The 21,547-nt window shown below is 63.0% G+C and carries 20 protein-coding genes and 1 tRNA gene; 17 read left to right on the top strand and 4 right to left on the bottom strand.

All coding sequences use genetic code 11. The features are described 5' to 3' along the window. The 4 genes from VME63_RS13230 to VME63_RS13245 all read left to right on the top strand — a co-directional run. A partial coding sequence (locus VME63_RS13230; RefSeq protein ID WP_325433829.1) for a TonB-dependent receptor domain-containing protein occupies nt 1-561 on the top strand: 561 nt, incomplete at its 5' end. Nucleotides 562-793: 232 nt separating this feature from the next. Continuing rightward, on the top strand, nt 794-2,194 hold the full coding sequence (gene ppnN / locus VME63_RS13235) for a nucleotide 5'-monophosphate nucleosidase PpnN (RefSeq protein WP_325433830.1): 1,401 nt from the start codon (nt 794-796) through the stop codon (nt 2,192-2,194). A gap of 70 nt (nt 2,195-2,264) precedes the next feature. Further along, nucleotides 2,265-2,341, top strand: a tRNA-Asn gene (locus VME63_RS13240). Nucleotides 2,342-2,475: 134 nt separating this feature from the next. Beyond that, nucleotides 2,476-3,270 (top strand): tyrosine-type recombinase/integrase, encoded by a 795-nt coding sequence (locus tag VME63_RS13245; RefSeq protein WP_325433831.1) that lies wholly within the window; start codon nt 2,476-2,478, stop codon nt 3,268-3,270. On the opposite strand, the gene VME63_RS13250 is transcribed toward VME63_RS13245, so the two are convergent. Next, the gene (locus tag VME63_RS13250) at nt 3,251-3,529 is read right to left on the bottom strand and encodes a HigA family addiction module antitoxin (protein ID WP_325433832.1); all 279 of its coding nucleotides are present in this window, start codon (nt 3,527-3,529) and stop codon (nt 3,251-3,253) included. The two genes, VME63_RS13245 and VME63_RS13250, sit on opposite strands and share 20 nt — an antisense overlap. A gap of 79 nt (nt 3,530-3,608) precedes the next feature. Continuing rightward, a complete protein-coding gene (locus VME63_RS13255) occupies nt 3,609-3,887 on the bottom strand; it encodes a type II toxin-antitoxin system RelE/ParE family toxin (protein WP_325433833.1) in 279 nt (92 codons plus the stop codon). A 596-nt stretch (nt 3,888-4,483) separates the two neighbouring features. On the opposite strand from VME63_RS13255, the gene VME63_RS13260 reads away from it, so the two are divergent. The 10 genes from VME63_RS13260 (at nt 4,484) to VME63_RS13305 (ending at nt 13,184) form a co-directional block, all read left to right on the top strand. After that, on the top strand, nt 4,484-5,509 hold the full coding sequence (locus VME63_RS13260) for a DUF2931 family protein (RefSeq protein WP_325433834.1): 1,026 nt from the start codon (nt 4,484-4,486) through the stop codon (nt 5,507-5,509). Between the two features lie 267 nt (nt 5,510-5,776). Beyond that, complete coding sequence (gene tfpZ / locus VME63_RS13265) at nt 5,777-6,523, top strand: TfpX/TfpZ family type IV pilin accessory protein (RefSeq protein WP_325433835.1); 747 nt, start codon at nt 5,777-5,779, stop codon at nt 6,521-6,523. A 286-nt stretch (nt 6,524-6,809) separates the two neighbouring features. Further along, the gene (locus VME63_RS13270) at nt 6,810-7,937 is read left to right on the top strand and encodes a transglycosylase SLT domain-containing protein (protein ID WP_325433836.1); all 1,128 of its coding nucleotides are present in this window, start codon (nt 6,810-6,812) and stop codon (nt 7,935-7,937) included. 135 nt (nt 7,938-8,072) lie between these two features. Next, the gene (lgt, locus tag VME63_RS13275; RefSeq protein ID WP_325433837.1) at nt 8,073-8,963 is read left to right on the top strand and encodes a prolipoprotein diacylglyceryl transferase; all 891 of its coding nucleotides are present in this window, start codon (nt 8,073-8,075) and stop codon (nt 8,961-8,963) included. 9 nt (nt 8,964-8,972) lie between these two features. Next, nucleotides 8,973-9,767 (top strand): thymidylate synthase, encoded by a 795-nt coding sequence (locus VME63_RS13280; RefSeq protein ID WP_325433838.1) that lies wholly within the window; start codon nt 8,973-8,975, stop codon nt 9,765-9,767. A 141-nt stretch (nt 9,768-9,908) separates the two neighbouring features. Next, nucleotides 9,909-10,397: a dihydrofolate reductase gene (locus VME63_RS13285; protein WP_325433839.1), complete on the top strand. Its 489-nt coding sequence runs from the start codon at nt 9,909-9,911 to the stop codon at nt 10,395-10,397. 20 nt (nt 10,398-10,417) lie between these two features. Continuing rightward, complete coding sequence (locus VME63_RS13290) at nt 10,418-11,383, top strand: Nudix family hydrolase (RefSeq protein WP_325433840.1); 966 nt, start codon at nt 10,418-10,420, stop codon at nt 11,381-11,383. Nucleotides 11,384-11,422: 39 nt separating this feature from the next. Further along, a complete protein-coding gene (locus VME63_RS13295; RefSeq protein WP_325433841.1) occupies nt 11,423-11,701 on the top strand; it encodes a DUF2007 domain-containing protein in 279 nt (92 codons plus the stop codon). A gap of 7 nt (nt 11,702-11,708) precedes the next feature. Then, on the top strand, nt 11,709-12,635 hold the full coding sequence (locus VME63_RS13300) for a DMT family transporter (protein WP_325433842.1): 927 nt from the start codon (nt 11,709-11,711) through the stop codon (nt 12,633-12,635). A 30-nt stretch (nt 12,636-12,665) separates the two neighbouring features. Beyond that, nucleotides 12,666-13,184 (top strand): adenine phosphoribosyltransferase, encoded by a 519-nt coding sequence (locus tag VME63_RS13305; protein WP_325433843.1) that lies wholly within the window; start codon nt 12,666-12,668, stop codon nt 13,182-13,184. 120 nt (nt 13,185-13,304) lie between these two features. On the opposite strand, the gene oxyR is transcribed toward VME63_RS13305, so the two are convergent. Both oxyR and VME63_RS13315 read right to left on the bottom strand, forming a co-directional pair. Next, nucleotides 13,305-14,249 (bottom strand): DNA-binding transcriptional regulator OxyR, encoded by a 945-nt coding sequence (oxyR, locus tag VME63_RS13310; protein WP_325433844.1) that lies wholly within the window; start codon nt 14,247-14,249, stop codon nt 13,305-13,307. A 264-nt stretch (nt 14,250-14,513) separates the two neighbouring features. Continuing rightward, nucleotides 14,514-15,257: a response regulator transcription factor gene (locus tag VME63_RS13315; protein WP_325433845.1), complete on the bottom strand. Its 744-nt coding sequence runs from the start codon at nt 15,255-15,257 to the stop codon at nt 14,514-14,516. 145 nt (nt 15,258-15,402) lie between these two features. Between VME63_RS13315 and VME63_RS13320 the strand changes: the two genes are divergently transcribed. From VME63_RS13320 to VME63_RS13330, 3 genes are all read left to right on the top strand, one after another. Further along, on the top strand, nt 15,403-18,084 hold the full coding sequence (locus tag VME63_RS13320) for a M1 family metallopeptidase (protein WP_325433846.1): 2,682 nt from the start codon (nt 15,403-15,405) through the stop codon (nt 18,082-18,084). Nucleotides 18,085-18,240: 156 nt separating this feature from the next. Next, entirely contained in the window at nt 18,241-19,071 is an 831-nt protein-coding gene (prmC, locus tag VME63_RS13325; RefSeq protein ID WP_325433847.1) for a peptide chain release factor N(5)-glutamine methyltransferase, read from the top strand. 117 nt (nt 19,072-19,188) lie between these two features. Beyond that, a complete protein-coding gene (locus VME63_RS13330) occupies nt 19,189-21,531 on the top strand; it encodes a TonB-dependent receptor (protein WP_325433848.1) in 2,343 nt (780 codons plus the stop codon). Nucleotides 21,532-21,547 lie beyond the last annotated feature (16 nt).

The raw sequence follows: 21,547 nt of genomic DNA on the forward strand, positions 1-21,547 counted from the left end.
ACGATCCCGCACATGGATATGCGCGGCTTCAACGGTGAGTTGAGCTGGAAGTTCGCCCAGGACTGGAACGTGTATACGTCCTACACCTACACCCAGGCCAAGATCGAAGGCGACCTGGATGGCGGTCCGTATGACAGCAACAACGGCAAGGGCCCGGGCATCTACCCGACCGACGGCAAGACCATGCCCGACACCGCCCGCAACATCGGCAACGTCAGCCTGAGCTACGACAATTCGCACATCTGGGCCACCCTGAATGCGCGCGCCACCAGCTCGATCTACGGCGACTACATGAACACCGAGTCGGTGGCTGGCTTCACCACGTTCAACTTCAGCGCCGGCTACCGCTTCGCTGACTGGAGCGGCTTCTTCACCAAGCCGTACCTGAAGCTGAACATCGTCAACCTGGCTGACCGTCGTGCTTTCAGCTACGTCAGCTCCGCGCCGATCCTGTCCAGCGCCACGGTGGGCAAGGAACTGAACCTGTACAACAGCACGGCTTACTATGGCCTGCTGCAGCCGCGTTCGTACATCATGACCTTCGGTGTGTCGTTCCGCTGAGCCAGGTTCGGCGACGGCCCGCATGGCCTTGGCGATGCGGGTCGGGCCGGAACATCGCTTCAAGTCGTACCCGAACTCCCCGCAGCGTGCTGCGGGGAGTTTTTTTTAAGCCTTAAGGCCGCAAAATATTTCTGTACGTTGACCGCATGCCCCGCAAGCAGGATGCTAGGCGGCCGCACGCATGCCGCAACCTGATAGCAGGGCATGGCGAAGCGGCCAGGAGAAGGAACGCATGAACGATACGCAGATCACCAAGTCCGGCAAGCCCGCCACGGTCAACGCACGCATTTCCCCTGCCGGCGGCCTGGATATACTTTCGCGCAACGAAGTCTCCCGGCTGCGCGATGCCAGCGGTTCGGGACTGCATAGCCTGCTGCGCCGCTGCGCGCTGGCGGTGCTCAATTCCGGCGACATCAGCGACGACCCGCGGGGCATGTTCGAGCAGTATCCGGATTTCGATATCCAGGTGCTGCAGCAGGATCGCGGCATCAAGATCGAGTTGCAGCATGCGCCGGCGCGCGCCTTCGTGGACGGACAGATCATCCGCGGCATCAACGAGCTGCTGGTGGCAGTGGTGCGCGACATCGTCTACGTATCCACGCAGTTGGAGCAGGGCAACTTCAATCTGGACGATTCGGTGGGGCTTACCCATGCGGTGTTCGAGATCCTGCGCAACGCGCGCATTCTCAAACCGCAGGTGGATCCGAACATCGCAGTGTGCTGGGGCGGCCACTCGATCTCGCGCGAGGAGTACGAATACACCAAGCTGGTCGGCTACCAACTGGGCCTGCGCGGATTGGACATCTGTACCGGTTGCGGCCCCGGCGCCATGAAAGGGCCGATGAAAGGCGCCACCATCGCGCACGCCAAGCAGCGCCGCAAACGCAACCGCTACATCGGCATCACTGAGCCCGGCATCATCGCGGCCGAGTCGCCCAATCCGATCGTCAACCAACTGGTGATCATGCCGGACATCGAGAAGCGCCTGGAAGCCTTTGTACGCATGGGGCACGGCATCATCGTGTTTCCAGGCGGCGTGGGCACGGCCGAGGAGATTCTCTACTTGCTCGGCATCCTGCTGCATCCGGACAACGCAGGCATTCCGTTCCCGCTGATCTTCACCGGACCCAAGCAATCGGCCGCGTACTTCGAACAGATCGACACGTTCCTGAAGCTTGCGCTTGGCCAGGACGTCGCACAGCACTACAAGATCATCGTCGACGATCCGCTGGCCGTGGCGCACGCGATGGTGCGGGGCATGGACAAGGTGCGCAATTATCGCCTGGACAACAAGGACGCCTTCTTCTTCAACTGGGCGCTGCACGTTCCGGAGGCGTTCCAGCAGCCGTTCATGCCCACGCATGCGGCGATGCGCGCGCTGGCCATCCACCGCGACCGGCCACGTCACGAACTGGCCGCCGACCTTCGCCGCGCGTTCTCCGGCATCGTGGCCGGCAACGTAAAGGAAGAGGGCGTGCGCATCATCGAAAAACACGGCCCCTTCGAAATCGACGGCGAGGCCGAGATCATGCGTGCGCTGGATCGCCTGCTACAGGCGTTCGTGCAACAGCACCGCATGAAGCTGCCCGGCGGCACCGCCTACGTACCTTGCTACCGGGTGCTGACGAGCTGAGCGGCCCGTGGCATTCGCGGGCCGCGACTTGACAGTCGCGGCCCCGATTCCCCAAACTATGCAGCTCCCCGCCCGAATAGCTCAGCCGGTTAGAGCACTTGACTGTTAATCAGGGGGTCGTTGGTTCGAGTCCAACTTCGGGCGCCAAATGCTAAGGCCAGCAAGCTATTGCTGGCCTTAATTTTTTTTGGGGGTCCTAAAAAATTCCAGTCAAGGACTGCAGCGCTCGAATCTAGCCATCGGTACATTTTCGGTACACCACCAAGATTTTGGAGTACCCATTGGCAACGATCGTGCGAACGCCCTCGGCCACCTGGAAGGCCATGATTCGCAAAGAGGGCTGGCTTACAAAGGTTAAGACGTTCAGAACCAAGCCAGACGCGCAGGACTGGGCTCGCCGTACCGAGGATGACATGGTGCGAGGCCTCTCCATCGAGCGAGGGGCCTCAGAGCGCCTGGTGTTCGCTGAGGCCCTCAAGCGCTACATGGCTGAGGTGTCGCCCACCAAGAAGCCAGCAACGCACAGGACGGAGATTGAGAGGGCCAAGCCGCTGATGGCTTTCTTCGGCCAATACGCCCTGGCTGCCATCACCCCAGATCTCGTCGCCCGCTATCGTGACATCCGGCTTGCGACCATCAATACCTACCCGCCTACAAGGAAAACGCCCGCGTCGCGTCCACTGTCTGCCTCTACGATCCGGCTAGAGCTTGCCCTGCTGGGCCACCTTTTCACGACCGCCATCAGAGAGTGGAGGCTCGGGCTGACTCTTAATCCCGTGAAGCCGGTGCGTAAACCGAAGGCAGCCGAAGGCCGCGATCGGCGGCTCACGACGGAGGAGGAAAAGGCGATTTATGCCGCCGTCGACAGCCACTCTAACCCCATACTGGGCTGGCTGGTGCGCATCGCTGTGGAAACCGGTATGCGGTCGAACGAGATTGTCAGCCTCAGAATGACCCAAGTCGACCTATCGCGCCGCGTCGTGCGTCTAGCGGACACCAAGAACGAGTCAGCCCGAACTGTCCCGCTGACGAGAGAGGTTACGCGTGTGTTCGCCCTCACGCTGCAAGCTTCGTGACGCCCTTGGGTGCACTCTTACGCGCCTGCCAAAGCTCGTAGCTCGCCTGGAGGTTCATCCATGTCTCCGCCGTGCCCACACCGGCTTGCTCCAAACGCAACGCAAACTCGGCACTGATACCCGCACGGCCATTCACTACACGCGACAACGTCACGCGCGTTACGCCCAGGCGCTCTGCGGCCGAACCGATCGTCAAATCCAAAGGTTCGAGAACATCACTCTTGATGATCTCGCCCGGATGCACAGGATTCCTAATCATTTGTCACTCCTTACCTAACTCGCAAACCTTGACTCGTCGTTACCTTGACTTCTTGAATCTTACCGACATGGTCCGCACTTCAGTGGTAATCCCGGTAATCCACCAGTTCCACATCTGCACCATTGAAACGAAACGTCACACGCCAATTGCCATTCACCGACACCGACCAAATTCCTTTCAACTTGCCTTTCAACCGATGAAGGTCGAAACCCGGCAGCGCCATGCCCTGAGGATTGGTTGCGGCATCCAGCATCTGCAGAATGCGTGTCAATTTCTTCGCATGTGCCGCTTGAATGCCCTTCGTTGAGCCGGTCTTGTAAAAATCAGCCAGACCCTTGTGTTCAAATCCAATAATCATTCTTCTTTGATCCTTTTCTTGCCGTATAGTGTATCTATACGCGATACACAGTGTCAAGGCTGACTTCAGTGTTGCGGTTTTCGATTGCGCCAGAGGCCGGAAGCGTTAGCGCCGAATGGCGCTGATGCTTTCGGACGCAGGCCGATCCGCCGGCTGCCGTGGCAAATCAAATACGTGCCAGCCCTGGCTGGCTCCTTTAGGGGGCGACCTCGCGACCTGAGGACGCGCAAAGCGCGTAATCGCGGTTCGGCTGGACGATCATGCCTTTCTCGAAGTGGGGCGCGTAGCGTCGCTGGGCTTGGGTGGTGTCGGCCCGTCGTAGGGTCTCATGCTGCGTTCCCTGTCCAACAAGCCCCAAGGCTTCGCGGGTCATGCCATTGATCTCGCGCCGGTCTTCATTGGTGCCCACAAGCCGCGCACGAATGGATGGCGACGCAGACGGTGAAGGAAACCCGCAATTTAGAGAAGCATGTTTTTCCCAGGATCAGCGTGCTGTTTCCCATGCGCCCTGCAGACCAACGCAAGCGCCTTGTCTACAAGCAGAAGAAGGGACGCTGATGAAAAGACTACGCAGGACGTTGACATGCTCGCTGCTCATGCTGCTGGTCGCCCTGTCGCTGTCGGCATGTGCGAGTGAACAAGAGCGCAGCGATGCTCGCACCCGTCCAATGGTGGAGAAGCTTTGCGATCACTGGTCCATGGGTGTCCTTGCACCTGGCTACATGGAGGCATGGGTCGAAGATCTGGAGGTGCGGGATGACCGAGGCCGCTGGGTACAGATGCCGCAGGGCATGGCAGGAGATATGGGTCAAACGGTTGGTTGGGACCCCAAGGGCGGCGTCGCCGGTCAAACCCTCTACAGCGCGGGCGCACCGATGGAGGTGTACGTGCGCTGGCAATCGCTGGCCGAGGCGCAGACATATCGCTGGCACTTCACGATATCGGAAAGCCTGCGGCAGGCACTGGTGAAGCAAGAGCCGGTGGTTTTTCTGGGAAAGGCTGGCAACAGCTGTCGCAGCAATATCACCATCGGCGTCGCACCAGGGGGGCGAACCATCGTCTGGAATTCAGGGTTTGGGTTTGAAACCGCCGTGGTGATGTACGGACAAGGCGAGGTGGAGCCGTTGGGACCATGGCAGGGCAAAGGCAAAGAGTACGCCTACCCGTTATCGGACAAGGCCAAGCAGTACGTGCAGGAGCACGGCATTCCGTACGGCAGTTGGGACCCGCCACCGTCATCGACCATACCGGTGGTCACTGCTGCCACGGCACAGCCGGGTCTCCCCTTACCGGCAAAAGTCGATGTGCGCGCGAAGCCCGCAGGCACCTACGTGTTGAGCAACGTGATGGACGTGGACTCCACGGTGATCCTGCGCAGCGATGGAAGCTTTGATGCCGGCATTCAGATCGGATCGGCGTATGGCCTGGCTGCTGGCCATTGGATGCAGCATGGCGACACGATCAGGTTGAAAAGGGATGCACGAATGAAGGTGCGCGGCACCGTCGCTGGATCGGAATCGGGGGAACTGTCGCCGATGTTTGACGACATGGCGTTAACCATCGATGACGATTGTTTGCGGACCGGGATGATGGGCCAGAACGCTTGCTACTTGCGCCAGTGAACAGGCTACGTGGTATGTTTTGAGTGCGCTTCTGAATCCAGTGCCCTTCATTTGGTTCTATTGGAGGGTGCATGACACCTCAGGTCGCCGCTATTCGCGGCTACAAGGTTACGAGCACAATTTCTCCGCCATTGCCGCGCGGTTTTCCAGGCCGTCCCGAGTAACGCGCGCTACGCGATCGCCCGCGGCCTGGCCAGGGGCAACCTATGCAGGGCGGCGGCAGGCAGCTTATATTTTTGCACCACCCCACTGACGCGATGTCGAGCCATGAATCGTTGGAAAGCTGCCGCGGTCCATCTATCCATCAGTTTCGTATTAGCCGCGCTGATAGGTTCGTTGCTCTATTTCGTGTGGTTTCCCGCACCTTACTTCGTTGCCGCCGGCGGGGGTGGGTTGATTCTGTTGCTGATGGGCGTGGATATCGCCATCGGTCCGCTCATCACTTTGCTGGTGGTCAGCCGCAACAAGGCGCGCAAGTTGTTGCTGATGGATCTGTCTATCATTGGCGTGCTGCAAATCGTGGCTTTGGGCTACGGCCTGTATGTCATCACCGATGCGCGGCCGGTGTTCATCGTTGCGGAGGTCGATCGGCTGACTATCGTTTCAGCCCAGGATTTGAGCGATGCGGACTTGGCCAAAGGCGACCGTCAGGCATTTCGCACGCGTTCGTGGACGGGGCCGCGGTTGGTGGGTGCGGTTACGCCCAAGGGGAAGGATGCGGGCGATTTCGTCATGAAAGTCTTGGCCAGCGGCAAGGACATCGATCGGATGCCCAGGTTTTACCGGCCGTACGACGAGGTGATCGACGAGGTCATGAAAAAATATGCCAAGCCCTTGGCCTCGCTGAAGAAGGCCACTCAATCACAACGGGCTTATCTGGATCGCCTGCAGGCGCAGACGCCCGGTCAAACGTTGCTGGTGCTGCCGCTGCAGCGCGGAGACAGCAGCTACTCGGCGATTATGTCTCCCGTAAGCAAGCGGCCGATTGCCGTACTGCCTATCGACCCCTGGTAAGGCGGCCGGGCGCTTTGCGGCATGGGCGCTAAAGACCCCGCTGCGGCGGGCTTTTTAACGTGTTCCTCATAGCAAAAACCGCCGGCGAGGCACGGTTTTCTGGCTAATCGGCCCGATTTGTGCTTGTCTTGGCGACCGGCCGATGGGTGCCGAACGGATGATGCGCTGTGCTGTTCATGCAAATGCCCCCCGTTTCGTTCGAACAGCCGGTATGGCCGCGCGCGTCGCTGGCGCCGGCTAGTGCCGGGCGGGTGCCATGACGCGGCCGCAGGTGACACAACGGGTCATGCTGTGTGCCCCGGCGGCGTTCCGCGAGCGCCGCACCGCCGGGCGATCGGCGCCGGCGCCGAGAATCGTGATGGTCGATCCGCATGGCTGGGCGAAACGGCGACGTATCGTCGATGCGCAGCGCGGCAGCGGCGCCCATGCGGCGCATCCAACAGTCTTCGCCGACGCCTCGCTGCCGCCGCCGTCGCTGCAGCAGCGTTTGAACATCGACGCGGCGGCCATGCTGCTGGCGATGAAGCAGTATGCAAACGTGCATCGCCGTCCGATGTCTGCCGGCTTGGGCGTGGCGGCAGGCGTGGCGGCGTTTGCGATGTTTGCCCACAGTTGGCATGCCGCGCCGCCCGCTATGCCGCCGATGACATCGACGGTGCGCGTTCCGGCGCCGCCAGCGGCAACGGTGCCGGCACGCATACCGGCGCCGGTATCGGCGCGGTCATCGGTAATGGACGCTGTCGTAGCGGCGCAAGCGTCGCCGAAGATTTTGCCGGCGACACGTGGGCCCAAGACGACGCTGGGACTGGCGGATGACGGCACCATCGTCGTGGTGGCGCCGCCGCATCCGAGCAACATGGATGGGTTTAATCTCGATATCACCACGCCGGGCAATCTATGGGCAAAGGCCGGTGCGCGCTATCGCATCGATCCGGTGCTTATCTATGCCATCGCCCTGGTGGAAACGCGTGGCGTGCAGCCGGATGGTTCGGTCGCGCCCAGTCCGTGGATCGTGCGCATCAACGGCCATTTGCACAGCGGCACGCGCGCCGAATCGGAGCACGCCATCGAACTGGCCAACCTGATGGCGGTGCCGGTGCAGGACGTAGGCATCATGCAGGTGTACTACCCCATGCATCGGGACATCGAGCCCGATCCGATCGCACTGCTCAATCCCGCGCGCAACATCGACGTCGGTACCCGCCTGTTGCGCAAGGCGATGCAGGAAAGCAGCGATCCGGTGCTGCGGATCGGCTACTACCACAGCCACGACGCGCAGCTGGCGCGCGGCTACGGCCAGATGGTGCTCAACGTCTATCACGAATTGAAAACGGCAATGGGCAAGATCCCCATGGGCACCATGGCGATGGAGCATGCGCAGCCCGGTACGCTGGCCGTGCGCGGCGGCGGTTGACGGTTCGGCGTTAATGTGCCGGTCAAAAAAGCCCGCCCGATGGCGGGCTTTTCGTTATCGACGGCGGCCGACGGTCAGCATGACGTTGTCGCCATCGGCCGCTAAACTGGCGCTTTGACCGCCACGGCCAGACCCATGACGCAACCCTACGTCGTCCATCTCAACCCGGTCGCCCTGCATCTGGGGCCGGTCCAGATCCATTGGTACGGGTTGATGTACCTGCTGGGCTTCCTGGGCGCATGGTCGGCCGGCGAATACCGGCGCAAGCGCGGCCGCCTGCCGGTAAGCCGCGATGCGCTGGGCGACCTGGCCTTCTACGCCATGATGGGTGTGATCCTGGGCGGCCGCATTTGGTACATGCTGTTCTATTACGCGGGCGGCATCCACTGGATCTGGACCGAGCCGATGGCCTTGTTCCGGGTCTGGGACGGCGGCATGAGCTTCCATGGCGGCCTGCTCGGCGTACTGGTGGCGGGCTTGTGGTGGTCGCGCCGGCACAAGCTGCATTTTTTCGACGCGGTGGACTTCGTGGCGCCGCTGGTGCCGATCGGCCTGGGCCTGGGACGGCTGGGCAACTTCATCAACGGCGAGCTGTGGGGCAAGCCGGGGTCGGTGCCGTGGGCGATGATTTTCCCCCATGCACACGATGAGGATGTCGCGTTGTCGGCCAGCGATCCGCATCTGGCGCAACTGATGGCGCAGTACGGCGGACTGCCGCGTCATCCTTCGCAACTTTACGAAATGTTGCTTGAGGGCGTGGTGATGTTCGCCGTGCTGTGGCTGGTGTCGATGAAGCCGCGTCCGCGTTACCTGATCTCGGGTCTGTTCGCGCTGCTGTACGGATGCTTCCGCTTCGCGGTGGAATTCGTGCGTGTGCCCGATGCCCAGCTGGGCTACCTGGCGTGGGGATGGCTGACGATGGGCCAGATACAGTCGATCCCGCTGATCGTCGTCGGCCTTTGGCTGTTGTGGCTGGCACGGCGGGCGCCCACGTTGCCAACGGCAGATGCGACACAGACGGCGTAGACTCCCCGCATGCGCGCTTATCTCGACTTGCTTGCCCATGTGCTGGAACACGGCACGCAAAAAACCGACCGCACCGGCACCGGCACGCGCAGCGTGTTCGGCTGGCAAATGCGCTTCGATCTTGCCGAAGGGTTTCCGCTCATCACCACCAAGAAGCTGCATTTGAAATCGATCGTGCACGAGCTGATCTGGTTCCTGCGCGGCGATACCAACATTGCGTACCTGAAAGAACACGGCGTCAGCATCTGGGACGAATGGGCCGACGAGCACGGCGATCTGGGTCCGGTCTACGGCAAGCAATGGCGCGCGTGGCCGGCGGCCGACGGGCGCATCGTGGATCAGATCCGCTGGGTGGTGGAAGAGATCGGGCGCAATCCCGATTCGCGGCGCCTGATCGTCAGTGCGTGGAACGTGGGCGAGTTGCCGAAGATGGCCTTGATGCCCTGCCATGCGCTGTTCCAGTTCTACGTGGCGGACGGAAAATTGAGTTGCCAGCTTTACCAGCGCTCGGGTGACATCTTCCTGGGCGTGCCGTTCAACATCGCCAGCTATGCCTTGCTGACGCACATGATCGCGCAGGTCTGCGGCCTGGGTGTGGGCGACTTCGTGCATACGCTGGGCGACGCGCACCTTTACAGCAACCACCTGGAACAGGCGCGCCTGCAGCTCACGCGCCAGCCGCGCCCGTTGCCGCGGCTGAAGCTTAATCCGGACATCGCCTCGATCTTCGACTTCCGTTACGAAGACATCGCCATCGAGGACTATCACCCGCACGCGGCGATCAAGGCCCCTGTGGCGGTCTGATGGGGGGCTCCCGGGCTCTGCCGCACGCCCTTGGGATTTGTCATCTCCACCCTCGATCCGAAACGTTATAATGGGCGGCCGGCGTGGCGGGGAGGCTCCCCAGCGCGCCCCTTGCCGCTTACCTTTTGACCCGGAGCACCCATGGCCATTTCGTTGATTGCCGCCCTCGACGAGAACTTCGCAATCGGCCGCAAGGGGCAGCTTCCCTGGCATCTGCCGGACGATCTGCGCTGGTTCAAGCAGCTGACGCTCGGCAAATACGTGCTCATGGGCTACAACACGGCCGTGTCCATCGGCAGGACGCTGCCCGAGCGCGAGAACCTGGTGCTCTCGCGCCGTCACGAGGCCCCGTTTCCAGGCCAGGTGACCGTGCGTTCGATCGAGGAAGCGCAGGCGCGTTCCAACGGCACCGGCCTGATGGTGATCGGCGGCGGCAAGGTCTTTCACGATGCGTTGCCGATGGCGCAGCGCCTCTATCTCACCTGGGTGAGCGCGGCGGTGGACGGTGCCGATACCTTCTTCCCGGGCATCCATTTCAGCGACTGGGTCGAAGTCAAGCGCACGCACCACAAGAAGGATAGCGAGCACAGCTACGACTTCGACATGGTCGAGTACATCCGCAACCATTGATCCTGGCCTGATTCCCGCCCGTGAGCGACCACGCCGGCGCAGCGCTGCACGTGATGGCCGGCGTGCTGCGCGACGGGCAGGGCAGGGTGCTGCTGGCGCAGCGTCCACCCGGCAAGCATCTGGCCGGTCTATGGGAGTTTCCCGGCGGCAAGCGCGAACCGGGCGAGGCGCCGCGGCACGCGCTGGTGCGCGAGCTGCACGAAGAACTGGGCATCCACATCGACGCCGCCGACGGCACGCCGCTGATACGCGTGCCGTGGCGCTACGGCGAGCGCGAACTGCTGCTCGATGCCTGGCAGTTTTCCCGCTGGCAGGGCACGCCCGCGTCGCTGGAAGGGCAGGCGTTGCAATGGACCGTGCCGGCACAGGTGGATCCGGCGACGCTGGCACCTGCCGATCGCCCCATTTTGCAGGCGCTGCGCCTGCCATCGCGGTACGTCATTACGCCCGCCGATGTCACGCTGGAGCAGGCACAAGCCTGGCAGCTGCGTCTGGAGGCGGCGCTGGCGCAGGGCGTGCGGCTGATCCAACTGCGTCTTCCGCTGTGGCCGGCCGCGAAGGTGCGGGCACTGGCGGCGCACCTGCAGCAACGTGCCGTGCAGTGCGAGGCGAACATCCTGCTCAACGGCGATATCGACGGAGCGCGCAGTCTCGGCGAGGGCGTGGGCGTGCAGCTGAAATCCGCGCAGCTGCATGAACAGCTTGAACGTCCGTTGCCTTGGGCGCAGGTGGTCGGCGCCAGCTGCCACGATGCGTCCGAGCTCGAACGCGCCGCGCGCGCCGGGGCCGACTTCGCCACGCTTTCCCCGGTGGCGGCGACGATGAGCCATCCGGGCGTGCAAGCGCTGGGCTGGCCGCGGTTCCAACAGCTGGCCGATGCCGCGGCGTTGCCGGTCTACGCGCTTGGCGGCATGGCGCCTGCGCAGGTCGATCAGGCGCGCCTTCACGGCGGCCAGGGCGTAGCGGGCATCGGCGCGTTCTGGTGAACGCTTGCCCGGCCGTTCAAGCAGCGGTAGCGTGAGCCCATGCGCATCATCTATCGAGCCCAGAGCCTGATCGACGCCCATCTGGTCAAGGATGCGCTGGAAAGCGCCGACGTGCCCGCCTTCATCGCCGGCGAATACCTCACCGGTGCGGTTGGGCAACTGCCGGCGCTCGACTATGTCGCGGTGCTGGTGCCCGAATCGAGCGTGGATACGGCCGAGCCGATCGTGCGCGAGATCGACCGCGCGCTGGCGCAAGCCAGAGAGGCGATTGTCGAAGAGGACGGTGACCCCGGCACGCTGCTACCGGCGCCGGGTTGAAGCACGCATGACCGAGCCGTCCGTCGCGGCGCCCATCGGCGTGGGCAGCAGTGAAGCGTCCATGCGCGCGGCCATCGTGCAGATGGCGATCGGCGCGTCGCTGCTTTCCAGCACCAGCCTGTTTGTGGTCTATGCACACGTCGCGCCGACCGTGTCGGGTTTCTATCGCATGCTTTTCGGCGGCGGCATGCTGCTCGCGTGGGTGTCGATGCGCGGGCGCTGGCGGGCGATGATATGGCGCGACCTGTGGCTTGCGGTGCTGCCGGCGATAGGCTTCGCCGCGGACTTGATTCAATGGCACCGCAGCATTCTATGGGTGGGGCCCGGCGTGGCGACCCTGCTCACCAACTTCCAGGTGTTTCTGATGGCCTTGGTCGGGCTGGTCGTCTATCGCGAGCGCCCGGCCCGATGGTTTGTGCCCGGCATGCTGCTGGCAACGGCGGGGCTATGGTTGCTGGTCGGTGCGCATTGGTCGATGTTCGACGCGCGGCATCGACTCGGCGTGTGGCTGGGCCTGGGCAGCGGTGTAGCGTATACCGTTTACCTGCTCAGCTTTCGCCATGCGCTGAAGGCCTATCCGCATGTGTCGCCGGCACAGTTCCTTGGTCTGATGAGTGTGCTGTGCGCGCTGTTATTGTGGCTGTGGGGGCGTGGCGAGGGTGATTCGTTCGTGCTGCGCGACGCACGCAGCTGGAGCGCGCTGCTCGCCCTGGGTTTATTCGGACAAGTGCTGGCGTGGCTGCTCATGGTGCGGGCGATGCCGCGCCTGCCGGCTTCGCTGGTGGGTCTGTTATTGCTGTTGCAGCCGGCGCTGGCGTTCGTGCTGGACGTGATCCTGTTGGGCCGGCCTACCGGCATGGGCGATTGGGGCGGATTTGCACTTGCGCTGGCGGGTATTCTATTGGGCGCATGGCGCCCACGCCGGCGCGCGTGAACGCAGAGATAAAAAAACAGGAGTGCGTGCATGACATCGTTCGAAAGCCTGATCCGCGCGGTGCCGGATTTTCCCAAGCCTGGCGTGGTTTTTCGCGACATCACCCCGCTGCTGGCCGATGGCGCAGCCTTCGCGCGCTGCATCGATGCGATGGCCGAACCGTGGCTGGGTGGCCATGTACAGGCCGTTTGCGGTGTGGAGTCGCGCGGTTTCATCTTTGCTGCGGCCATTGCGCAAAAGCTGGGCGCGGGCTTCGTCCCACTGCGCAAACCCGGCAAGCTGCCGCCGCCGGTGATGCACGCCGATTACCAGCTCGAATACGGCACCGATCGGCTTGAGGCACGCACCGGCACGCTGCGCAAGGGCGAACGCGTGCTGCTGGTCGATGATGTGCTGGCGACGGGCGGAACGCTCGGCGCCGCGCGCAACCTGCTGGAGCAGCTTGGCGCCGAACTGGTGGGGGCGTCGGTGGTGATCGAGCTGCTGCCGCTGCAGGGGCGGGCGCTATGGCCGCAGCAAGTGCCGTTGCATACGGTGCTGCACTATTGATGCCTGGTGGCGTAACCCCGTGACGTCGGGCTCGGGAGAGGAAGGCAGCGGTGGTCTGCGTGGCCGCATCGCGGGCGTCACGCATCGATGGGCCATCAACACGGCCCATCGTCCTCTACCTCATGCCACGCGGCGACGCCGGGCGGAGGCCGTTGCGGCGCTATGCGGGTCGAGCAGGTCGCGCGGCAGCGAACAGAACACGTCGGCGAGTTGTTTCAGAAAGCCGCCCATGGCCGAACTCTTGCGCCACAGCATGGCGATGCGCCGGCTGGGCGGATGGCCGCTGAATTCGACCAGCTGCAGATTCGGCGCCTGCGCCACCGGCGGCTTCACGGCGAGCGTGGGTAGCAAGGTGATGCCTACGTTGGCCGCGACCATCTGGCGCAGCGTTTCCAGGCTGGTGGCGCGAAAGCCGCTCTTCTCGCCGGCGCCCGCCATGTGGCACACCTCCAGCGCCTGATCGCGCAGGCAGTGCCCGTCTTCCAGCAGCAGCAGGCTCTGGTCGGACAGGTCGTTGAGTTTCAGTTGCGGGCGCTTGGCCAGCGGATGCGATTGCGGTACGGCCAGCAGAAAGGGTTCTTCGAACAGAAATTCGGCGTGCAGGCTGTCGTCGTGGATGGGCAGGGCAAGTACGCCGGCGTCGAGTTTTCCTTCGCGCAGGCGATGCAGCACGGTTTCGGTTTTTTCCTCGACCAGCAGCAATTCCAGGCGCGGGAAGCGATCGCGCACCATCGGCACGACATGCGGCAGCAGGTAGGGCCCCAGCGTGGGAAAGATGCCCAGCCGTACCGTGCCCGATTCCGGATCCACCGTGCGCCGCGCAACGCCTTTGATCTGCTCGATTTCATTGAGCACGTCGCGTGCGCGGTTGGCGATCTCGCGCCCGACATCGGTCAGCAACACCTTGCGCGGCGTGCGCTCGACCAGCGGCACGCCCAGTTCGTCCTCCAGCTTCTTGATCTGCGTGGAGAGCGTAGGCTGGCTGACGAAACACGCTTCGGCGGCGCGGCCAAAGTGCCGGTGTTCGGCCAGGGCGACGAGGTAATGCAGATCGCGCAGGTTCATAGATTGCTCCAATTATAGGCTTTGCCTATGAACACTATGGTAATAATCGATTTGAACAATGCAAGCGTCAGTCGTATCTTTTCTCTCGTCAGTGCTGAGCCCCTGCAGCTGGAGCCAGGCCAACCCCCCAACCGGGCCTGTTCCAGTGTTCGCCCGTACTCCGCGCCGCTCGTTCCCTCCCCCCCATCGGAGCGCGCGGAGTCGCCGCGGCGGCGAAGTTCGCTTCGCCGCCGCTTTTTTTACGTAATAAGGCAACCTGCTGTTTCAGCGAACTTCGCACTGAAACAGGTAACCCTTGCTGCGCACGGTGCGCAAGGGGAGCGTTTCGCCGGTGATGTTGCGCGACTTCAGGCGAAGGCGGTAGATGGTCATTTCCAGGCGATGCGGATCGAATTCGTAGGCGTTGTGGGTCATCGCCTCGATCAGCGCCTCGCGCGTGATCACCTGGCCGTTCCTGGTGGCCAGCGCGCCGATCAGGGTGTGTTCGGTGGCCGTCAACGGGATGACGTCGCCATGGGGCGAGAACAGGCACCAGCCGTCGGCCTCCATCTGCCAACCGCGCACGGGCGGTTGATCGGCCACGGAGCCGAAGTCCTGCGTGCGCGTAAGGCGGCGGACCAGACTGCGCAGCGAGGCGATCAGCAGTTCCGTGTCTACCGGTTTGGGAATGTACAGATCCGCGCCGCTTTTGAGCGCCCGGATCGGTGCCTGCCGATGGTCGGCATCAATGATCACCGCGATCCCGATGTCGGAACTGGTGCGCAGATGCCGTGCCATGTCGTAGCCGTTCTCGCCCGGGAGGTCGGCGTCCAGCAGCACGATGTCGAAGTGCTGTGCCAGCATGGTGCGGTATAGCTCCGTGGCCGACGCCAAGCCATGCGCGCGAAAGCCCGCGTTGCGCAAGGCCGGCAGCAGGGCTGTTTCGCGCGACGCAATGCCCGCGTCGACCACGGCGATGCGCAGAGGGGCGGTGGTGGAGTAGACGAGCGACAGTTCACGATCCTTCATCAGACGCCGGGCCTGCAAGAAAAATGGATGTCTAGCTTAAGCAGACCGTACCGTTCCGATTGTCGGACTATGCCGTTTGGCACTGTGGTCCTAATCCGGCTTCGCCTAGCGTGAATGGCTTTCGATACCGTAGGTGGGGTCATCCATGCATCGTTTTATCCGTCCCTTCGCCATGACGGCGCTGGCATTTTGTTGCGGCGCAGCGTTTGCCGCGGTGCCGGCCGATTCCGTTCCGCACGGTCCGTTGCCGGCATGGGCCGTGCCTACCTCGTATCGTCTGGCGTTCAAGGTCGATCCCGCGCAGCAGACTTATTCGGGTACCACCGTCATCAAGGTTGACTTGAAGCAGGCCGCCGATCATCTGTGGCTGGACGGCCGTGATCTTGACGTGTCCAAAGTGACGATCACCGACGCCAGCGGCAAAACGCATGCGGGCAAGTACGTGGCGGCGGCGCCGCAGGAGGGCGTCGCGCGCATCGATTTCGGCAGCACGCTCAAGCCGCAGTCGCTGACCCTTGCCATCGAGTACACCGCGCCGCTCAACCAGCAGTTGCAGGGCCTGTACAAGGTGAGCCATGCCGGCGTGCCGTATGCGATGACGCAGATGGAGCCGATCAGCGCCCGCTACGCATTCCCCAGTTTCGATGAGCCGCGCTTCAAGACGCCGTACGATATTTCCCTCACCGTGCCCTCCGATCAGGTGGCGGTGGCCAACACCAAACAAGTGAGCGAAACGCCGGCCGGTGACAAATGGAAAACGGTCACCTTCGCGCAGACGCGACCGCTGCCCACGTATCTGGTCGCCTTCGCGGTCGGTCCCTGGGACGTGGTCAATGGCCCGGATATTTCGCCCGACCAGTACCGCAGCGAGGTGCTGCCGTTGCGCGGTATCGCCGCGCACGGCGAAGGCCATCGCATGCAGCATGTACTGAGCGAAACGCCCAGCATCATCCACACGCTGGAGAACTACTACGGCTTCGGCTATCCGTTCGGCAAGCTCGACCTGCTCGCGGCACCGGATTTCTCCGCCGGCGCGATGGAAAATCCCGGCCTGGTGACCTTCCGCGACTGGCTGCTGCTGCTCGATCCGGATTCCCCGGCCAAGTATGTGCGCAGCTCGTTCAACGTCACCGCGCATGAACTCGCGCATCAGTGGACCGGCGACACCGTAACGCTGGCGTGGTGGAACGACATCTGGCTCAACGAAGCCTTCGCCACCTGGATGCAGCAGAAAGTCACCATGAAAGTGCATCCGGAATACCGCGCGGATCTGGACCGCATCAGCGGCGCCGAAGGCGCGATGCATAACGACAGCCTCACCTCCGCGCGCCAGATCCGCCAGCCGATCACCGGTAATGGCGACATCGAAACGGCCTTTGACGGCATCACCTATCAGAAGGGTGCGGCGGTCATTGGCATGTTCGAAGGTTACGTCGGTGAAGACACCTTCCAGAAGGGCATGCGCGCCTACATCCAGGCGCACAAGTTCGGCAATGCCGACGCCGATGATCTGGTCGGCGCGATCGCGACGGCGGCCAACCAGGGCGCGGCATTCAAGCATGCCTTCAACAGCTTCCTCGACCAGTCGGGCGTGCCCTACGTGCAGGTGAAGCTGGAGCAGAAAAACGGCAAGACCATCCTGCACCTGAGCCAGGACCGCTACCTGCCGGTGGGCAGCACCGGCGATGCCCACCGCGTGTGGGGCATTCCGGTCTGCGTACGCTACGCCACCGCCGGTGGCACCAAGCAGCGTTGCGAACTGCTCGACAAACCGACCGGCAGCATGGTGCTGGCCGACGCCGCCACGCCGACCTGGGTGATGCCCAACGCGAATGCGCGCGGTTATTACCGCTTCAACCTGGGCAAGCAGGATTGGAACACGCTTACCCAGCACGTTTCAGCATTGAGCGACACCGAGCAGCTCGCCTATGCCGACAGCATCGACGCGGGCTTCCGTCACGGCGACTTGAACGCGGCCGATGTCATGGCCGCGCTCAAACCGCTAACTGGCGTGGCCACGCGCGAAGTGGCGATCGCGCCACTTGAAACGATCAACTGGATCTACCACAACGAAGCGTCGAACGATGCGCAGCGCGCAAAGGTGGCCGCCTGGGTGAAGAGTGCCTACCTGCCGCGCATGGAGCAGCTTGGTTACCAGCGCAAGACGGGCGAGCCCGAGGGCGACGCCTTGTTGCGCAGCACCTTGGCCGAGGTGCTGGCGCTGGATTTCAAACTGCCCGAAGTGCGTGCGGCGTTGCTCAAGCAGGGCGATGCGGCTTTGGCGAAAAAGGCCGATGGTCATTTGAACCTGGCCGCCGCCGATCCGGATCTGCTTGGTGCGGCACTGGCCGTAGCGGTGCAGGAACGCGGCGAGGCGGCACTGGATGCCTTGATCGGCGAATTGCCGCAGACCACCGATCCGGCGCTGCGCAATGCGATGCTGCAGGGCCTGAGTGCCGCCGACACGCCTGCGCTGGCCGACAAGGCGCGCGATTTTGCCTTGACCAAGCAGGTAAAGGTGGGTGAGATGGCCGCGATCCTGCGCGGCAGCCGCGACACGCAGGCCGCGCGCGATGCGTTGTGGCATTGGTTCACCGGCCACTACGACCAGGTGCTGGCGCGTACCGGCAGTTTCGCCGGCGGCCGCCTGCCATCGCTGGTGGGCGGCGGCGGTTGCTCCAAGGCGGAAGCCGATCGCCTGCAGGCGTATTTCGAGCCGCGCCTGAAGGAAGTCACCGGCGCCGACCGCGGCCTGGCCCAGACGCGCGAGCAGACCTTGCTGTGCGCGGCGCTAAAGGCCAGGCAGGATGCCTCGGTGATCCAGTAACCGACGATCGATGCCAAACATGGACGCCGGGCAGCGCGAACTGCCCGGCGTTTTTTTTTGGGAGTTCCATGTCGGCCAGCGGCTACACTGTGCCGCATCGACAGGCGCTAGAGGATCCACACATCATGATCGACGGCATGCCGTGGAGTTGTCGCCGTGCCTGATGCGCGCAACGCCGTGCGCGAAGCTGCGCAACGCCTGGGCGATCGTACCGAGGCGGAGCTGCTGCTCGCCTACGTGCTCGACCGCCCGCGCAGCTGGCTGATCGCGCACGCCGACGATGCGCTCGATGCCGCGCAGCTGCAAGCCTATGCGCGCGTGGTCGAGCGTCGCGCGACGGGAGAACCCGTGGCTTATATCGTGGGGCATCGCGGGTTCTGGTCGCTCGATTTGGAAGTCACGCCGGCGACGCTGATCCCGCGCCCGGAAACCGAGTTGCTGGTGGAACTGGCGCTTGAACGCTTGCCGCGCGATGCCGCGGCACACGTTGCCGATCTAGGTACCGGCAGCGGCGCGATTGCGCTGGCGATTGCGCGCGAACGTCCGCATGCGCGCATCGTCGCTACCGACGTGAGCGCCGATGCACTTGCTGTGGCGCAGCGGAATGCACTTGGGCACCAGCTTGCGCATGTAAGTTTCCTGAAAGGGCCTTGGTTTATCCCATTGGCAGGACAGCGCTTGGATGTAGTGGTTTCCAATCCACCTTACATCGAAAGCGCCGATCCGCATTTGCTCGAAGGCGATTTGCGCTTCGAACCTCGCGGCGCGCTTGCCGCGGGAGCGGATGGCCTGGACGACATCCGTCGCATCGTCGACGGAGCCGGGCGGCATTTGCGCGCAAACGGTTGGCTGTTGCTGGAGCATGGCTGGAACCAGGGCGAAGCGGTGCGCTTGTTGCTGCGCAACGCGGGCTTTGCCGACATTTTCACCGCGCGCGATATAGAAGACCGTGAGCGCGTCAGTGCCGGATGCTGGCTGGGCGGTTAACGGCGGTTGTGGTCCGGGCAACGCATCGGCGTAGACTGCAGCCATAAAAAAGCGGGCCCGGATGAAGAGTCGGTGCTTCCGGGCAAAGCGACAAACGCCTGTCCCGGACCTACCGTCATGAATACTGGCCGTCGTGTTGTAGCCCGTCGTCAGCCCGCGCAGCGTCGCCTGGCGTGCGCGATCCGCCTGCTGCTGGCGCCCCTCGCGTTGCCTGTTTGCGCATCAGTGGCCGTAGCGCAAACCAATGCGCCGCCGCAGACGCAACCCGCCGGTTCTAGCAGTACAACGCCGACGCCGGCGCAGGCCGGTCAATCGGCGGTGACGTTGAACGAAGTGATGGTGACGGCCAATCGCCGGCGCGAACCCGAACGCGAAGTGCCGATGCACGTGGAAAACGTTTCGGCCGTGTCGCTGCAGCAACTGGGCGCGAAGAATCTCAACGACTACGTGTCGTACCAGCCCGGCGTATTCTTCGCCAGTTCCGGTGGCCCTGGCGAGGGCGAGCTGGTGATGCGCGGCGTGTCGACCGGCAATCAGACCAGCCCCACCGTGTCGCTCTACATCGACGACGTGCCGGTAGGTGGCAGCACCGTGTACGCGGCGGCGGCCACCTTCGTGTTCGATCCGGCCCTGCTCGATCTGGATCACATCGAATTTCTGTACGGGCCGCAAGGCACGCTTTATGGCGCCGGCTCGATGGGCGGCCTGGTCAAATACGTCACGGTCAAGCCCGATACCAGTGGTTTTTCCGGCAGCGTGGGCGGCGATATGTCCAACACCCAGCGCGGCGGCATGAATTATTCCGAGCATGCCACGGTCAACATTCCGCTGATCAAGGACAAGGCGGCACTGCGCGTGGCGGTGGTCGATCAACACACCGCGGGCGTCTATCGGGCGGTGGGCGAGACGCCCGCCGGCGGTGCCGACCGCAACCATACCAAGGGCGCGCGGATCCAGCTGGAATACGATCCGATCGACAAACTAACCTTCAACGTTACCGCCATGGCACAGAAGATCATGGCCGACGGTTTGTCGATGGGCGATTTCAACCTGCAAGGACAACCCATTTCGGGCGGTCCTTACGATCGCCGGCTCAACCATCGCGAGCCGTTCACGCAGACGCTGCAGCTATATTCGTTCCAGGCTGCCTACGATTTCAACTGGGCCACGCTGGACTGGATCACTTCGTACCAGAATTTCACCAATCACAGCGTGCAGGACTATCCCGATTCGTTTCTTGCATTGCTCAACGCGGTGGGACCGTTGCTGGGCGTCGATCAGCCGTTGAGCAATCTTTACGTCGATTCGCAATACACCGTACACAAGACCTCGCAGGAAATTCGCCTTACTTCCCGCAAGGGCGAAACCTTCGATTGGCTCGGCGGCCTGTGGTTCAACCGCGAAAACGTGTGGGAAAACTATGTGCTGGAGGGCAACAACGCGACGCCGCCGGGCTTGACCGGCCTGCTTGAGCAGCGCACTAACTCGGGCTTTGAGGAATACGCCGGTTATGGCGACCTCACCTGGCATGTGAATCCCACGCTGGATCTGACCATCGGTGCGCGCGCAAGCGGTAACTCGCAGCATCTGTCGAGCTACGAGAATGGTCCGGTGGCCGGAAGCCCCGGCGGATTCCGCGAACGACTGCTCAGTGACGACGTCACCAAGTTGATCACGCTCAGTTGGCGCCCCAACGACCGGGACAGCTACTACATGCGCGCATCCACCGGTTATCGGCCCGGCGGCCTGCAGGCGCCGGTCGAAAGCACGATCCTGGGCCCGAACGCGAATGCGAAAGATACCTTCGGCTCGGACAACCTGCAGAGTTACGAGCTTGGCTATAAATCCAGGCAATGGGACGGCCATTTGAATGTCGGCATCGACGGCTACGACATCGAATGGCATCACCTTCAGCTTTATACCTACACGCTGGGCAACACCATCATCCAGAACGCGGGCGATGCGCGTATCGAAGGCGTGGAGATGCAAAGCAGCTATTCGAACGGGCCGTGGCAGTTCAACGCCTCCTCGGCCTTTACCGACGCCTACACCAAGAACGGCAGCCCTGAACTTGGCATCGCCCCCAATTCGCCGCTGCCGTATTCGGCCAAGTGGTCCGGTACCTTGGGCGGCAAGTACAAGTTCATGGTTGCCGGTACCGATGCGTACCTTGGCGCCACCCTGCGTGGCTCGACGCGTCGCAACGCGGGATTCAATGGCGACAGCAGCGATCCGAATTTCAGGCTGCCGGGCTTCGGTTTTCTCGATCTCAACACCGGCGTCAACCTGCGCAGCGGTGCCAACATCGATGTCTATGTGCGCAACGTGCTCAACAAGCAGGTGCCGATCGGCACGCTCAACGACGAAGCGGTCAATTTTCTCGCTTCGGTGGGTGGCCCGATGCTGGTGCAGTTGTCGACGCCGCGCACCATCGGCGTGGCGTTCAACGTGCCGTTCTGATCGCGGTGCGCCCTCC

This window comes from Dyella sp., assembly GCF_035503745.1.
Lineage (GTDB): Bacteria > Pseudomonadota > Gammaproteobacteria > Xanthomonadales > Rhodanobacteraceae > Dyella_B.

Excerpts from the sequence above, each read along its gene's own strand:
- ppnN (WP_325433830.1), top strand. The coding sequence starts at position 794 with ATGAACGATACGCAGATCACCAAGTCCGGCAAGCCCGCCACGGTCAAC.
- VME63_RS13250 (WP_325433832.1), bottom strand. The coding sequence starts at position 3,529 with ATGATTAGGAATCCTGTGCATCCGGGCGAGATCATCAAGAGTGATGTT.
- VME63_RS13255 (WP_325433833.1), bottom strand. The coding sequence starts at position 3,887 with ATGATTATTGGATTTGAACACAAGGGTCTGGCTGATTTTTACAAGACC.
- VME63_RS13260 (WP_325433834.1), top strand. The coding sequence starts at position 4,484 with ATGCTGCTGGTCGCCCTGTCGCTGTCGGCATGTGCGAGTGAACAAGAG.
- tfpZ (WP_325433835.1), top strand. The coding sequence starts at position 5,777 with ATGAATCGTTGGAAAGCTGCCGCGGTCCATCTATCCATCAGTTTCGTA.
- VME63_RS13270 (WP_325433836.1), top strand. The coding sequence starts at position 6,810 with ATGCTGTGTGCCCCGGCGGCGTTCCGCGAGCGCCGCACCGCCGGGCGA.
- lgt (WP_325433837.1), top strand. The coding sequence starts at position 8,073 with ATGACGCAACCCTACGTCGTCCATCTCAACCCGGTCGCCCTGCATCTG.
- VME63_RS13280 (WP_325433838.1), top strand. The coding sequence starts at position 8,973 with ATGCGCGCTTATCTCGACTTGCTTGCCCATGTGCTGGAACACGGCACG.
- VME63_RS13285 (WP_325433839.1), top strand. The coding sequence starts at position 9,909 with ATGGCCATTTCGTTGATTGCCGCCCTCGACGAGAACTTCGCAATCGGC.
- VME63_RS13295 (WP_325433841.1), top strand. The coding sequence starts at position 11,423 with ATGCGCATCATCTATCGAGCCCAGAGCCTGATCGACGCCCATCTGGTC.
- VME63_RS13300 (WP_325433842.1), top strand. The coding sequence starts at position 11,709 with ATGACCGAGCCGTCCGTCGCGGCGCCCATCGGCGTGGGCAGCAGTGAA.
- VME63_RS13305 (WP_325433843.1), top strand. The coding sequence starts at position 12,666 with ATGACATCGTTCGAAAGCCTGATCCGCGCGGTGCCGGATTTTCCCAAG.
- oxyR (WP_325433844.1), bottom strand. The coding sequence starts at position 14,249 with ATGAACCTGCGCGATCTGCATTACCTCGTCGCCCTGGCCGAACACCGG.
- VME63_RS13315 (WP_325433845.1), bottom strand. The coding sequence starts at position 15,257 with ATGAAGGATCGTGAACTGTCGCTCGTCTACTCCACCACCGCCCCTCTG.
- VME63_RS13320 (WP_325433846.1), top strand. The coding sequence starts at position 15,403 with ATGCATCGTTTTATCCGTCCCTTCGCCATGACGGCGCTGGCATTTTGT.
- VME63_RS13330 (WP_325433848.1), top strand. The coding sequence starts at position 19,189 with ATGAATACTGGCCGTCGTGTTGTAGCCCGTCGTCAGCCCGCGCAGCGT.